Origin of the sequence: Massilia sp. MS-15, assembly GCF_020176695.1 — a bacterium.
GTDB classification, from domain to species: domain Bacteria; phylum Pseudomonadota; class Gammaproteobacteria; order Burkholderiales; family Burkholderiaceae_D; genus Telluria; species Telluria hydrophila.
Map to the genome: position 1 here is coordinate 26,068 of NZ_JAIWIA010000032.1, position 14,380 is coordinate 40,447.

General features: G+C 64.9%; 12 protein-coding genes and 1 tRNA gene. 7 read left to right on the top strand and 6 right to left on the bottom strand.

Annotated features, from left to right (window positions below):
• Positions 1–97 precede the first annotated feature (97 nt).
• Complete coding sequence (locus LCI23_RS13515) at positions 98–1,429, top strand: diguanylate cyclase (protein ID WP_224946971.1); 1,332 nt, start codon at positions 98–100, stop codon at positions 1,427–1,429.
• A gap of 191 nt (positions 1,430–1,620) precedes the next feature.
• Here LCI23_RS13515 and LCI23_RS13520 read toward each other — a convergent pair whose 3' ends face one another.
• Complete coding sequence (locus LCI23_RS13520) at positions 1,621–2,130, bottom strand: host attachment protein (protein WP_224946982.1); 510 nt, start codon at positions 2,128–2,130, stop codon at positions 1,621–1,623.
• 322 nt (positions 2,131–2,452) lie between these two features.
• Here LCI23_RS13520 and LCI23_RS13525 point away from each other — a divergent pair, with 322 nt between their 5' ends.
• The 3 genes from LCI23_RS13525 (at position 2,453) to LCI23_RS13535 (ending at position 6,819) form a co-directional block, all read left to right on the top strand.
• Entirely contained in the window at positions 2,453–3,343 is an 891-nt protein-coding gene (locus LCI23_RS13525) for a class I SAM-dependent methyltransferase (RefSeq protein ID WP_224946972.1), read from the top strand.
• A 101-nt stretch (positions 3,344–3,444) separates the two neighbouring features.
• Positions 3,445–4,581, top strand: a complete 1,137-nt coding sequence (locus LCI23_RS13530; protein WP_224946973.1) for a branched-chain amino acid ABC transporter substrate-binding protein — start codon at positions 3,445–3,447, stop codon at positions 4,579–4,581.
• Between the two features lie 129 nt (positions 4,582–4,710).
• Complete coding sequence (locus LCI23_RS13535) at positions 4,711–6,819, top strand: M13 family metallopeptidase (protein ID WP_224946974.1); 2,109 nt, start codon at positions 4,711–4,713, stop codon at positions 6,817–6,819.
• A gap of 33 nt (positions 6,820–6,852) precedes the next feature.
• Here the strand turns inward: LCI23_RS13535 and LCI23_RS13540 are convergent, their stop codons facing one another.
• On the bottom strand, positions 6,853–8,139 hold the full coding sequence (locus LCI23_RS13540) for a GGDEF domain-containing protein (protein ID WP_224946975.1): 1,287 nt from the start codon (positions 8,137–8,139) through the stop codon (positions 6,853–6,855).
• 121 nt (positions 8,140–8,260) lie between these two features.
• Positions 8,261–8,716 (bottom strand): fasciclin domain-containing protein, encoded by a 456-nt coding sequence (locus LCI23_RS13545; RefSeq protein ID WP_224946976.1) that lies wholly within the window; start codon positions 8,714–8,716, stop codon positions 8,261–8,263.
• Between the two features lie 233 nt (positions 8,717–8,949).
• Between LCI23_RS13545 and LCI23_RS13550 the strand changes: the two genes are divergently transcribed.
• Genes LCI23_RS13550 through LCI23_RS13560 form a run of 3 tightly spaced genes read left to right on the top strand, consistent with a single transcriptional unit; the run spans position 8,950 to position 12,811 of the window.
• Positions 8,950–9,486: a hypothetical protein gene (locus LCI23_RS13550; protein ID WP_224946977.1), complete on the top strand. Its 537-nt coding sequence runs from the start codon at positions 8,950–8,952 to the stop codon at positions 9,484–9,486.
• A gap of 45 nt (positions 9,487–9,531) precedes the next feature.
• On the top strand, positions 9,532–11,124 hold the full coding sequence (locus tag LCI23_RS13555) for an AbgT family transporter (protein ID WP_224946978.1): 1,593 nt from the start codon (positions 9,532–9,534) through the stop codon (positions 11,122–11,124).
• Positions 11,125–11,161: 37 nt separating this feature from the next.
• Entirely contained in the window at positions 11,162–12,811 is a 1,650-nt protein-coding gene (locus LCI23_RS13560) for a M28 family metallopeptidase (protein ID WP_307727734.1), read from the top strand.
• Between the two features lie 39 nt (positions 12,812–12,850).
• On the opposite strand, the gene LCI23_RS13565 is transcribed toward LCI23_RS13560, so the two are convergent.
• From LCI23_RS13565 to LCI23_RS13575, 3 genes are all read right to left on the bottom strand, one after another.
• A complete protein-coding gene (locus LCI23_RS13565; RefSeq protein WP_374041171.1) occupies positions 12,851–13,609 on the bottom strand; it encodes a YoaK family protein in 759 nt (252 codons plus the stop codon).
• A gap of 104 nt (positions 13,610–13,713) precedes the next feature.
• Positions 13,714–14,058 carry a zinc ribbon domain-containing protein YjdM gene (locus LCI23_RS13570; protein WP_224946979.1) on the bottom strand — a complete coding sequence of 115 codons (345 nt, stop codon included), beginning with the start codon at positions 14,056–14,058 and terminating at the stop codon, positions 13,714–13,716.
• Positions 14,059–14,130: 72 nt separating this feature from the next.
• Positions 14,131–14,206: transfer RNA gene (locus tag LCI23_RS13575), tRNA-Phe, on the bottom strand.
• Between the last annotated feature and the right edge of the window lie 174 nt (positions 14,207–14,380).

The following is a 14,380-nucleotide window of genomic DNA, read 5'->3' on the forward strand; positions in this document are numbered from 1 at the left end:
ACAATGACATTCCTGCAATAAACAACAGGGCGGCAGTGAAGGAAACCGGCTGCCAGCAGGACAGGCCGGGGCAATCCAGCGAGGAAGTCGAGGAACCATGACGCAAGCCGTACAGCTGTACAGGAGCCATGTCCTGTTCTTATCCCAGAGTTTCTTCATCAAGGACAACCGGGCCGAGCTGCTCCTGCACGCCCACAAGTACGACTTCGATATCCTGTTCTTCGACGACGTGTCGCGCTTCGTCGAGGCGGTGGCGGGCGACAGCGGCGACAACCTGTACGTGATCGACCTCGACGCCCTGCACAACATGCAGGCCGACATGCCGGACGGACGCCGCACCCTGATGCTGGGCGAACTGCTGCAGCGACTCCCGGCCGACCACAGCTACGTCTACCTGCAGAGCGCGCGCCAGGGCAGCCGTTTCCTGCTGCAGCAGCGCCTGGTCGACAGTCATTGCCTGGCGTATGCCGAAAAGCCGATCGCCAACGACGTGTTCGTCGACAAGCTGTTCAACCTGTTCGTGCAGAAGAAGCGCGGCGACCTGGTGCGCATGGTGGTGCTGGGCGAGGCCGGGCTGGACGAGGACTGGCTGCTGCAGCGCCGCGTCGAGGTGCTCCGGCATGCCGACGCCTACACGCTGCACCTGCGGGTGAAAGAACTGCAGCCCGACCTGGTGCTGGTGACCGACACCGAATACCGCCGCACCGATGCCATCGTACGGGTGCTGCAGAAGAACATCGAGGCTGACCCGGTGCGCGAGATCGCCCTGTTGCAGTGCCGTCCCGACCTGGCCTTGTCGCGGCGCGCGCTGGCGGACGGCTTCGACGCCGTGCTGGCGGCGGGTGAGCCGGGGCTGCTGGAAGCCCAGCTGCTCAGCCGCGCCAACAAGATCCGCATCAACAAGGACCTGATCGGCAAGGACCGGGCCACCGGCCTGCTCAACAAGGTCGGCTTGCAGAAGAAGGCGCAGGACCTGATCCGCCGCGCCGCCCACGAGGGGTGCTCGCTGGCACTGGGCGTGATCGACATCGACAAGTTCAAGACCATCAATGACTCCTGGGGACACTATTTTGGCGATATCGTCATCAAGCGCCTGTCGCTGACGCTGGCGCCGCAGATGGGCGAGTCGGACCTGCTGAGCCGCTTCGGCGGCGAGGAATTCGTCATGGTGTTCTGGGATTGCGATCTGGAACAGGGCCGGCGCCGGCTCGACGCGCTGCGCCAGGCCTTTTGCGCCATTCCCTTCGAGGTTGCCCCTGGCGACCTGCGCCATTTCTCCTTCAGCGGCGGGGTGGCGTGCTATCCCGCGTACCGCAGCGAGAACGAACTGTTCCTGCGTGCCGATGCCATGCTGTATGTGGCCAAACAGAGCGGGCGCAACCGGATTTGTGCGGAAGAGACGGGACGACAGTGCGCACTGGCCCGCTAAACGAGAAACGCCATCCTCAGCTGAATGCCGGTCACTTGAGAGCGACCGCTCGTCCGTAGCGTGGGCGGGTCACCCGCCCACGCGGTCAAGGCGCAGTACTGCAGCCCATACGGCCATTGATGGCAACGATCACAGCATAGGCGTTTGTCATTCCTGGCATTGTCCCGAAATGACCCTGCCTACCCTGGATCCTACTCGGCGGTCTTGGCCTGGTGGGCTTTCAACTGCTCACGCAGCTGCTGCGGGTTCGAATGGGTATAGTCCTTGTTGTACTCGGCCTTGACCAGCTTCTGGACTGCAGGATCGAGCTTGGTGCGCAGCACGCCCAGAAAATCCGGCGAAGCAGAGATCAGCAGCTGCTGGTAGCGGCCATCGTTCTGCGCCTTCAGCAGATAGTCTGCGACGTCCCGTGCGAACAGGTCGGCTGCATGCTGGTCCGGCGTTTGCGCCGGCTGGTACATGCTGGTCGGCGCGCCAGCCTGGGCATTATGCTGGAAGCCGGCGGGCTGGTGGCCGCCGACGCTGTGCCGGCTGTCGCCGGCGGCGCGCGGTCCGAGGCGGTCAGTCTCGGTATCGACCGTGCGCAGCTGGGCTGCGGAGTTGATCATGTCTTCGATTTCCTGCAAAGGCTCGGCCGAGGTGGACTCGGCGAAGAACCTTGCGCGGCCGTTATTGGCCGAAAGAATCCAGGTTGTTGGCATGCTACCCCCTGTCAGTAGTGAATTGTTGGTGTCGTCCACACGCGCACTTGCTTAATAGCGCATTGGAGACAGAATAAGGCGCGGCAATCAGCATGCTTGGGTGCATGTTGATCAGGCTATGAATCCAGTATATCGCCGCTTCCAGAACCCCGGCGCACCGACGTGGCCTGCTGTGCGCACACAAGAAATGAGCTGTGGCAAGCCTGGACTTCCGCCGCTCGCGGCCTAAGCTGGAATGTCCGGCAGGGAGTCGCCGCATGCTTGTTTTTCCTGGGCTGTCCAGGCGTGCATCCGCTGCCGGATATTTCTGAGGAGACTTGTCATGACCCAAGCCAGTACGTCCCCACCTTCACCGCGCCAGCCACCCGAGGGCGCCGGCGTTCCCGCGCTCACGCCCGACTATGCCGCCATCAAGCAGCGCCAGCAGGCTACCTGGGCCAGCGGCGACTTCGCCATCATCGGGGTCACGCTGCAAATCGTCGGCGAGTCGCTGGCCGAGGCCGCCGACATCCGCGCCGGCGAGCGTGTGATCGACATCGCGGCCGGCAACGGCAATGCCTCGCTGGCCGCGGCGCGGCGGTTCGCGCGCGTGACCTCGACCGACTATGTGCCGGCCCTGCTCGACAAAGGGCGCCAGCGCGCCATTGCGGAAGGCCTGGACATCGCATTTCGCGAAGCCGATGCCGAGACGCTGCCGTTCTACGACGGCAGCTTCGACGTCGCACTGTCCACCTTCGGCGTGATGTTCGCGCCCGACCATGCACGCTGCGCAGGCGAAATGATGCGGGTGGTGCGCGGCGGCGGGCGCATTGCCATTGCCAGCTGGACGCCGGCCGGTTTCATCGGCCAGCTGTTCAAGACGGTCGGCCGCTACGTGCCCCCACCGGCCGGCGTGTCCTCGCCCGCGCTGTGGGGCACCGAAGACTACCTGCGCCAGCTGTTCGGTGCCGAGGCGGCCAGTATCCGCGCCCAGCCCAGGATGTTCAATTTCCGCTACCTGTCGCCGGCCCACATGCTTCAGGTATTCCGCGACTTCTACGGGCCCGTACTCAAGGCCTTTGCCGCACTCGATCCGAACGGCCAACAGGCGCTGGAGCAGGACATGCTGGCCCTGATCGAGCGCCACAACACGGCGGGCGACAGCGCGCTGGTGCTGCCCGCCGAATACCTGGAGGCCGTCATCATCAAGCGCACGCCCGAGGTCCTTCACTAGGTCTTTCGTTTCAAGCTGCCGGCCGCCATGCGCACGCCTGGCGGTTGGTGCCGCGCCGGCACGGCAGTACAATCGAACGCATCCAACCGAGAAAGGGTGCCATGCGCTGTGCCTTCGTGTTGTCATCCCTGCTGCTCGCCGCCGTGCCGGCCGCGGCCCAGACCGAAGTCCGGATCGGTACCGCCTCGCCCCTGTCCGGCCCGGGCGCCCATCAGGGCAAGGATATCGAGAACGGCGCCCGGATGGCGATCGACGACCTGAACGCGCAGGGCATCGCGATCGGCGGCAAGAAGATCAAGTGGGTGCTGCAGGCGGAGGACGATGCGAGCGATCCGAAGACCGGCACCGCGGTGGCCCAGAAACTGGTCGACGCCCGCGTGGCGGCCGTGGTCGGCCACCTGAATTCCGGGACCACCGTGCCTGCCTCGAAAATCTATGCCGGTGCCGGCATCCCGCAGATCTCGCCAGCCGCCACCACGCCGGTCTACACGAACCAGGGCTACAGGACCGCATTCCGGGTGGTCGCCAACGACAACCTGATCGGACGCACGCTGGCGCGCCACGCGCTCGGCCCGCTCAAGGCGAAGCGGATCGCCGTGATCGACGACCGTACCGCCTTCGGCCAGGGCCTGGCCGACCAGTTCGCGCGCGAGGTACGTGCCAGCGGCCGCGCCGCCATCGTCAGCCGCCAGTTCACGCACGACAAGGCCACCGACTTCAGCGCCATCCTGACCCAGATCCGGGCCCGGAAACCGGACGTGGTTTTCTACGGCGGCATGGATGCGGTGGCCGGACCCATGCTCAAGCAGATGAAAACGCTCGGCCTGCAGGCCCGTTTCGTGTCCGGCGATGGCGTCTGTTCCGAAAAACTGCCGCTGCTGGCTGGCGACGCGCTGGGCGACGACAAGGTGTTCTGCGCGGTGGCGGGCGGCGTCAGCGGCGCCCAGGAAGCGGCGTTTGCCGCGTTCACGGAACGCTTCCGCCAGCGCTACGGCAGCCCGGTCGAGACCTACGCGCCATATGCCTACGATGCGGTGATGGTGTTCGCGGCGGCGATGCGCAAGGCCGGCTCGGTTGAACCGGCGCGCTTCCTGCCGGCGCTGGCGGCGATCCGTTATGAAGGCGTCACCGGCAGCATCGCCTTCGATCCGAAGGGCGACCTGCGCGACGCCGCCATGACCCTGTACACCTACCGCCAGGGCCGCAAGGTGAAGCTGCTGGTGGTGCGCGGAAAGTAACCGTGGCGGCCGTGGCGCCCGCAGGCACGGCCGCCCTTGAAACAATCCGCATACAAAAATGCGCTTGGCATTGCTCTGCCGCTTGGATTAGGATCGTCCGGTTCCCATACCAACAAGACGGAGAGAGAGATGAAGCGTAGCTTGTGCAGCACCCTGATCGCGGGCCTGTTCGCAGTCGCATCCCAGGCCGGCGCCCACGCCGGTGCCCATGAGAGCGCGCCTGCGGGCAACCCTGCCGGTGCGGCGGCCAATACCGTTGCGCCGTCGGCCGCCGTGGCCGGCATGCAGTCCGGCATCGAGCTGACGGCCATGGACCGCGACGTGCGCGCGCAGGACGACTTCTTCCGCTTCACCCAGGGCAAATGGCTGAAGGACGTCGAGATCCCGTCCGACCGTTCCAGCTGGGGCGCCTTCAACATCGCCCAGGACAAGGTCGAGCAGCAGATCGCCGCCATCGTCGCCGAATCGGCCGCACAGAAGAATGCCAGGGCGGGCTCGGAAGCCCAGAAGATCGGCGACCTGTACACCAGCTACATGGACCAGGCCCGCCGCGACCAGCTCGGCCTGGCCCCCTTGAAGGGCGAACTGGCGCGCATCGCGGCGCTGAAGGACAGGCGCGGCCTGGCGACCCTGATGGCGCGCCTCGACCGCATCGGCGTCGGCGGCCCGGTCAGCATGTACGTCGGCCAGGACAACAAGGATTCGACCCGCTACGTCGTCAGCGTCTCGCAGTCGGGCCTGGGCATGCCCGACCGCGACTACTACCTGAACGACAGCGATGCGCGCCTGAAGGACACCCGCGCCAAGTACCAGGCCCACATCGAGAAGATGCTGGCCCTGGCCGGCCAGCCGGATGCGGCCGCCAAGGCCGCCAGCATCCTGGCGCTGGAAACCGGGATCGCGCGCATCCAGTGGACCAAGGTCGAGAACCGCGACCCGGTCAAGCGCTACAACAGGAAGACCCTGGCCGAGCTGCGCGCGCTGGCACCGGGCTTCGACTGGAACGCCTACCTGAACGGCACCGGCGCCGGCAAGGAGCGCACGGTGATCGTCAGCCAGCCGTCCTACCTGGAAGGCCTGGACAAGCTGATTGCCGCCACCCCGGTGGAGGACTGGAAGTCCTACTTCGCGTTCCGCACGCTCAGCAGCTACGCGCCCTACCTGTCGCAGGCGTTCGTGGACGAGAGTTTCGCCTTCCGCGGCACCGTGCTGTCCGGATCGAAGGAAAACCGTCCGCTCGACAAGCGCGCCATCGCCGAGGTGAACCGCACCCTGAGCGAAGTGGTGGGCAAGGCCTATGTCGCCCGCCATTTCCCGGCCGAGCGCAAGCAGCAAGTGCTGGACATGGCGAAGAACTTCATCACCGCCTTCGGCGAAGGCATCGACCAGCTCGAGTGGATGTCGCCGGAGACCAAGAAGCAGGCACATGCCAAGCTCGCCAAGATCAACGTCAAGATCGGCTACCCCGACAAGTGGCGCGACTATGCCAAGCTGAAGATCGTGCGCGGCGACCTGGTCGGCAACATGATGCGCGCGCGCGAGTTCGGTCACGACTACATGGTCACCCGCCTCGGCAAGCCGGTCGACCGCACCGTATGGAGCATGTCGCCGCAGACCGTCAACGCCTACTACAGCCCGACCCTGAACGAGGTCGTGTTCCCGGCGGCGCGCCTGCAGTACCCGCTGTACGACGCCGACGCCGAACCGGCGGTGAACTACGGCTCGGTCGGCATCTCGATCGGCCACGAGATCAGCCACGCGTTCGACGACAAGGGCTCGCAGTACGACGGCGACGGCAACCTGCGCAACTGGTGGACCAAGGAAGACGAGGAAAAATTCGCCGCGCGCGGCAAGGTGCTGGTCGACCAGTACGCCGGCTACAGCCCGCTGCCGGGCTATCACCTGAACGGCGAGCTGACCCTGGGCGAGAACATCGCCGACAACGCCGGCGCCATCATGGCCAGCCGCGCCTACCAGATCTACCTGAAAGGCAAGCCTGGTCCGGTGATCGACGGCTTCACCGCCGAGCAGCGCCTGTTCATGGGCCTGGCGCAGGCGCGCAAGGGCAAGGCGCGCGATGCGGCGCTGATCTCGCAGGTCAAGACCGACCCGCACTCGCCGGCCGAATTCCGCGTCAACGGCAGCCTGCGCAACCACCCGGGTTTCTACGACGCCTTCGGCGTCAAGCCGGGCGACAAGATGTACCTGGATCCGAAGGACCGCGTGATCTTCTGGTAAGCAGGACCAGGGCCGTATTCCGGTGCGGCCTGGTCAAGGGGAGGCGCACGGAGCCGTGCCGTGCTTGGCGCGGTACATGTCCTTGTCCGCGCGCGCCATCAGCGCCTGCATGCTGTCGCCGTGTTCGGGACGGCATGCGATGCCGATGCTGGCCGTGGCGGCCAGCGTCAGGCCGTCGCCCAGTTCGAACGGCGCGGCCAGCGCCAGGCCGATCTTGTCGGCGACGATGTCGGCATCGGCGCGCGAGGCGATATTCTCGAGCAGGACCACGAATTCGTCTCCGCCCAGGCGCGCCAGCGTGTCGGCGTCGCGGATGCAGGAAGCCAGCCGGCGCGCCACCTGTTCGAGCAGGCGGTCGCCGGCCAGGTGTCCATGGGTGTCGTTGACCTGCTTGAAACGGTTCAGATCGATGAACAGCAGGGCGAAGCGGCTGTCCTGGCGCTGGGCGCGGGCGAGGGCGGTCTGCAGCCTGTCGTGAAACAGGCGGCGGTTGGGAAGGCGGGTGAGTTCGTCGTGCATGGCCATGAACTTCATCCTGGACTGCAGCTCCCTGCGCTGCACGGCCGCGCCCAGCTGGCCGGCAATGTAGGCCAGCAGCTCGCGCTCTTCGGCGTCGTACTCCCCGCCGCAAGCGCGCGCCAGCGCCAGCACGCCCAGGCGGGACTCGCCGGCGCTCAGCGGCACAGCCACCAGGCTGACACAGGAATCCCTCTGCACCGCCACTCCGCCCTCCCGCCACACCCGGTCGCACAGGGCGAGCAGGCAGGCTTCCTGTCCCGGGTCGCCCGCGTGATAAGCCAGGTGCGGCGCGGCTTGCCCCTGCTCCTGCAGGACGATGGCAAGTGCGGATACTGGCAGCAGGCCGGCGGCGATGTCGTGGCTGCGCCGGAACAGTTCGGACAAGTCGACGCTGGCATTCGCGGCTTCGGACATGGCGTACAGGGCGGCCTGCATCGCCTGCGCGCGCTTGAACTGGGTAACGTCGCGCGCCACACCCACCCGGATCCCCTCGGATGCATACCAGCGCGCCGACCACATCAGGTGGACGACGCTGCCGTCCTTGCGTACATAACGGTTCTCGAAGGCGAGGTGCGAGCGCCCATCCATCACGGCCTGGGCGGCGGCGCGGGTGCGCTCGCGGTCGGCCGGTAGTACCAGGTCGAGCACCGCCATGCCGATCATCTCCTGGGGCGGGTAGCCGAAGATCCGTTCGCCCGCCGCGCTGACGAAGCGAAACCTGCCATCGGCATCGACGACGCAAACGGCATCGAGCAGCAGATCGGTGAGCCTGGTATCGCTAATGCCGAGAGAAGATTCCATATCTCTCATTGTAGAGCCAGGAATCGGGGCGGGGAAGTTGCAATGTGAATCGATGTTGGTACAGTACACGAACCGGCCGGGAGCGCCGGCCGGGATTGCCTTGAGAAGACAGATAAAACGCTTACTTCGGCATGATCACCGAATCGATGACGTGGATGACGCCGTTGTCAGCCACGACGTCGGTCTTGACGACCCTGGCCTTGTCCACCGACACCGTGCCGCCCGCGGCGCTGACGGTCAGGTTGCTGCCTTCGACGGTCTTGACGGGGCCCGGCTTGACGCTCGCCGCCATCACCTTGCCCGGCACCACGTGGTAGGTCAGCACCTTGGTCAACGCGGCCTTGTCCTTCAGCAACGCATCCAGCTTGGCCTTCGGGATCTTGGCGAAGGCTTCGTCGGTCGGCGCGAACACGGTGAACGGGCCGGGACCCTTGAGCGTGTCGACCAGGCCCGCCGCCTGCACGGCGGCAACCAGGGTATTGAAGCTGCCTGCCGATTTTGCCGTGTCCACGATATCTGCCGCCTGCGCCGCGGACAGGGACAATGCCATTGCAAGGCCGAATACCATTTTCTTCATCTCGATCTCCTTGGGGTGGGTTGAACCGCTTAAATGCATTAAATTTATGCGTTCGTTCCGGTAATGTCCATTAAATAGTGCGAATTATTTCGCATTAGTCGGTTCAAATCCGAGGCGGCTGCATAATTGAACCGCTATTCTGGCTAGGGTGAACCGTTATTCCAGCTGAGGCGGGAAGGTGGGGATTGCCATGACACTGTGCTAACCTGAATCTTTGCCAAGGGAGCGCCAGCATGATCCGTTTTGTTTTCCCCCTGTTCGCCTGCGGCTTGCTGTCGGCCTGCGCCTCGGTGGCGCCAGCCGACAGCCGCGACGGGTTCATGGCCACGCTGCAGGGCATGTGCGGCCAGCGTTTCGAAGGTGGGCTATCTTACGCGATCGATCCCAACAGCGAGTTCGCCGGCAAGAAGATCTCGACCCAGGTGCAGTGCGCGGCGCAGGCGGTGCGCATGCCAGTGCAGGTTGGCGAGAACCGGTCGCGTACCTGGATCTTCACCCGTCCAGCGGCCGGCCTGGAACTGCGCCATGACCACCGCCACGAGGACGGTACCCCGGATGCGGTGACCATGTACGGCGGCATGGCCAAGGAGGGCGGCAGCGCGCGCTCCCAGGCCTTCCTGGCCGATGCGTATACGGCCCGGCTCGTGCCCGGCGCCGATACCAATGTCTGGACCGTCAGCCTCAGCCAGGATGGCAGCGTGCTGCGCTATCGCCTGGACCGGCACGGCAAGCCTCGCGCGGAGTTCGTCCTCAAGCGCGTCGCCGACTGATTTTTTCCATACTTGACTTTCGTCACCTGAACACTAGGGGAAGCAATGGCTGAACAAATACCGGAGCAAGCGCAAGCACCTGCCGCGAAAACCGGTGCACTGAACCGTATCCTGAACCTCATCGAGAAGGTCGGCAACAAGCTACCCGATCCGGCGATCCTGTTCGCCCTCCTGCTGGCCGTGGTGTGGCTCACCTCCTGGGCCATGTCCAGCATGGTGTTTACTGACATCGATCCGCGCTCCGGCCAGGCGATCCAGGTCAAGAACCTGCTGGCGCCGACCGCGCTGACCGATTTCACATCGCGCATGGTCAATACCTTCGTCACCTTCCCGCCGCTGGGCGTGGTGCTGGTGGCGATGCTGGGCCTGGGCGTGGCGGAATATACCGGCTTTATCAATGCCGGCCTGCGCAAGATCCTGTCCATCACGCCGCTGCGCCTGCTCACGCCGGTGCTGGTCGCCGTGGGCGTGCTGAGCCACGTCGCCGTCGATGCTGGCTACGTGCTGGTGATCCCGCTGGGAGCCGTCATCTTCTACGCGGCAGGACGCCATCCGCTGGCCGGCATCTCGGCCGCCTTCTTCGGGGTCTCCGGCGGCTTCTCGGCCACCTTCTTCCTGCCTTCCAGCCTCGATCCGCTGCTGGCCGGCCTGACCCAGGTGGCCGCGCGGCTCTCGTCCGATCCGGCCGCCGCCGCGATTGTCATCAATCCCCTGAACAACTACTACTTCACGACGGCCTCGCTGTTCCTGGTCATCCTCATCGGCTGGTTCCTGACCGACAAAGTCATCGAGCCACGCCTGAAAAAAACCGCCGTCATCGACGCCGATCCGACCGACCTGCCGAAGATGGATGCGCTGCTGCCGCAGGAGCGCAAGGGCCTGCGCTGGGCCGGTATCGCGATGGTCGCCAGCCTGGCGTTGCTGGTGTGGTCGATCGTACCGGAAGGCTCGGCATGGCGCGCACCCGACACGGGCCAGATCACCCACGCCTCGGCGCCCCTGATGCAGTCGATCGTCCCGCTGATCTTCGTCTTCTTCCTGATCCCGGGCGTGGTGTACGGCTACGTCGCCGGCACCGCCAAGAACCACCGCGACATCGTCAAGGGGATGAGCCATGCGATGAGCGGCATGGGCTACTACGTGGTCATGGCCTTCTTCTGCGCCCAGTTCATCTTCGCCTTCGGACAGTCAAACCTGGGCGCGCTGCTGGCGATCAAGGGGGCCTTGTGGCTCAAGGAGATGGCCTTCCCGATGGGCGTCACCCTGGCCGGCATCGTGCTGCTGACGGCGAGCGTCAACCTGTTCGTCGGTTCGGCTTCCGCCAAGTGGGCGCTGATTGGCTCGGTCATGGTGCCGATGCTGATGGAGCTCGGCGTTTCGCCTGACTTCACCCAGGCCGCCTACCGCGTGGGCGACTCCTCGACCAATATCATCACGCCGCTGCTGCCTTACTTCCCGTTGATCATCGTGTTTTGCCGAAAATACGTGCAGTCAACCGGCATCGGCACGCTGATCGCGCTGATGCTGCCGTACTCGGTGGCGATGCTGGTATGCTGGACTTCCTTCCTGCTGGGCTTCTGGGCGCTGGACATCCCGCTGGGCGTCGGCTCAACCTACACCTACCCGGCGGCAGGCTGAAAGTACTACTGCTAATCATGACTACATGGAGACTGGTTTGAAATACGCTACCCTAGTTCTGATGGGCCTTGCGGTGAGTGCCGCGCAGGCCGCCGACGGTCCGCGCTTCGATCCGAAGCGCCTGGCCCATGATGTCAAGACCTTGTCCTCGGACGAGTTCGAAGGCCGCGCCCCCAACACCGCGGGCGAAACCAAGACGGTGGATTACCTGGTCCAGCAGTTCAAGGCGGCCGGCATGCACCCTGGCGGCGACCTGGCCAACGGCAAGCGCGCCTGGACCCAGGACGTGCCGCTCGGCCGCTTCGAGATCAAGGGACCGGTCAAGCTCACGCTGAACGAGGGCGGCAAGACCCGCAGCCTGAGCCAGGGCGAGGACATGGCGGTACGCGCCTCGATGAGCGGCATGAAGCAGGTGAGCTTCAAGAATGCGCCCCTGGTCTTCGTTGGCTATGGTGTTACCGCGCCGGAGCGCAAGTGGGACGACTTCAAGGGCATGGACCTGAAGGGCAAGCTCGCCGTGGTCCTGATCAACGACCCGGACTTCGAGACCGGCCAGGGTGAGTTCGGCGGCAAGGCCATGACCTATTACGGCCGCTGGACCTACAAGTACGAGGAAATGGCGCGCCGCGGCGCACTCGGCACCATCATCGTGCACGAAACCGCACCGGCCTCGTATGGCTGGCCGACCGTGAAAAACTCCAACACCAACGTCATGTACGACGTGGTGCGCAAGGAGCCGCTCAAGTCGCACGCACCGATGGAAGCCTGGATCCAGCGCGACCTGGCCGCCAGTATCTTCAAGTCGGCCGGTGTCGATTTCGAGGCGGCCAAGAAGGCGGCGCAGACACGCGAGTTCAAGCCGGTCGAACTCAAGGACATCACGCTGTCGGCCGACTACGCTGTCGATGCGCAGGTGATCAAGTCGAAGAACGTGGTTGCCATCCGCGAGGGCAGGCAGCAGCCGAACCAGTACGTGATCTACAGCGGTCACTGGGACCACCTGGGCGTCGGCCAGCCCGATGCGCGCGGCGACAGGATTTATAACGGCGCCGTGGACAATGCCACCGGCATTGCGGCGATGCTGGAACTGGCGCGCGCCTACGGCAAGCAGCCAGCGCCGCAGCGCAGCGTGGTGTTCCTGGCGGTGACGGCGGAAGAAAAAGGCCTGCTCGGCTCCGAATACTACGCGTCGAACCCGGTCTATCCGCTGGCGTCGACGGTGGCGGTGATCAACATGGACGCCCTCAGCCCGTATGGCCCGGCGCGCAACTTCACGATCTCGGGCAGCGCCAAGCTGGACCTGCTGGACCAGCTGGTGGCCAAGGCGAAAGGCTGGAACATGGCGTATTCGCCCGACCCGAAACCGGAAGCCGGCTATTTCTTCCGCTCCGACCACTTCCCGTTCGCCAAGCGTGGCGTGCCAGCCCTGTCCTTCGGCTCGGGTAACGATTGGGTCGACGGCGGCGTGAAGGCGGGCAAGGCATCGGAAGAAGCGTATACCGAGAAGAACTACCACCAGCCTTCGGACGAGTTCAATCCGAACTGGAGCTTCACCGGCATGGCGCGCGAACTGGGACTGCTGTATGCGTTGGGCAGCGACCTGGCCAATTCCACTACCTGGCCGAACTGGGCGTCGGATTCGGAGTTCCGCACGGCGCGCGACCAGAGCGCGGCGCAGCGCAAGTAAGGCAAGCGCGGATACACCAGGGCCGGCGCCGGCCCTGGCTCATTTGCGTGCGAGGCGGCGGCGCAGGCGCAGCAGGTCGTCCACCATCGGCACGATCGCCAGTGCGCTCAGCAGCAGCGCGAGCGGCAGCGTCGACAGATAGCCAAGGTGCTTGAAGCCGAGCGCGCCGCTCACCCCTCCCAGGAAGAAACACCCCACCAGCGTGGCATGGATCCGCAGGCGCGCCCGGTTCACCGTCACCCTGCCCGTATCGGCGCGCGTCACGCTGCAAAAGACCAGCTTTCCCAGCTCGATGCCGATGTCGGTGATGGTCCCGGTCAGGTGGGTGGTGCGGATTTCCGCCTTGGACAGCTTGGTGATCACCGCATTCTGCAGTCCCATGATGAAACACAGCAGCATGACGGTGGCCGGCACGAACAGGCCCTTCACCGCGGCAAGGCGCAGGCCGAGCAGGCCGAAGCCGAGCAGGAGCAGGGCTTCGAGCAGCAGGGGCAGGGCGTATTCGCTGTGCAGGCGGTACTGGCGCGCATAGCTCACCATCAGCCCGGTGCAGGCCGCACCCATCAGGAAGGAGAGGATGGCGCCGAGTCCGGCGAGAACCGGGCCGTAGCTGCCCAGGGCCACGTGATCGGCCATGCCGGACACGATGCCGGTCATGTGCGAAGTGTACTGCTGCACGGCAAGGAAGCCGCCGGCATTGATCGCGCCGGCGATGAACGCCAGCGCAAAGCCCAGATGGCGGTTGGCATCGGCGCTGCGCCGGTGGCCGGTGAGGCGTCGGGCGAAATGGATTGGCACGGAACGCCTACCCCTTGGCTGTTCTACAGGACGGATGCCACTATCTTACTGTATTTGCCGCGATGCAAAACGTGTTTGCAAAAACATCCCGGGCCGCGATCGGCTCAGCTCTTGCGGACGAATTCCGATTTCAGGCTCATCGCACCGAAACCCTCGATCTTGCAATCGATATCGTGGTCGCCATCGACCAGGCGAATGTTCTTGACCTTCGTCCCCTGCTTGACCACGCCGCCTCCGCCTTTCAGCTTCAGGTCCTTGATGACGGTGACGGCGTCGCCATCCTGCAGCACGTTGCCGGCGGCGTCGCGCCACACGCGCTGCGTGTCTTCTTCCGGGGCTGCGCCCTGGACCGGCCACTCATGCGCGCATTCCGGGCAGACGTAGTTGCCGCTGCCGTCTTCATAGGTCAGGGTGGAGTTGCAGGCGGGGCAAGGGGGCAGGGCAGTCATGGCTGGTTCCGGTAAAGATGAAGAATAAAAACAAAGACGCCAACCCGAGGGCTGGCGTCTTTGTTTGAATCTTGGTGGCCCGGGGCGGAATCGAACCACCGACACAAGGATTTTCAATCCTCTGCTCTACCAACTGAGCTACCAGGCCAAGAGAGGCATGATTATAGCCAGCGATTTTCATCTGCGCAAGCCCCCGCGCGCTGATTGTTAGCGCTAAGTAGTAATGTCCCCTCTCCGCTAAGTAGAGATGTCCCCTAGGATGCGTTCCAGGGGAGGATGGGATAGTGATCGAGATGACGGCCAAGGACGTGCTGCGTAGCCA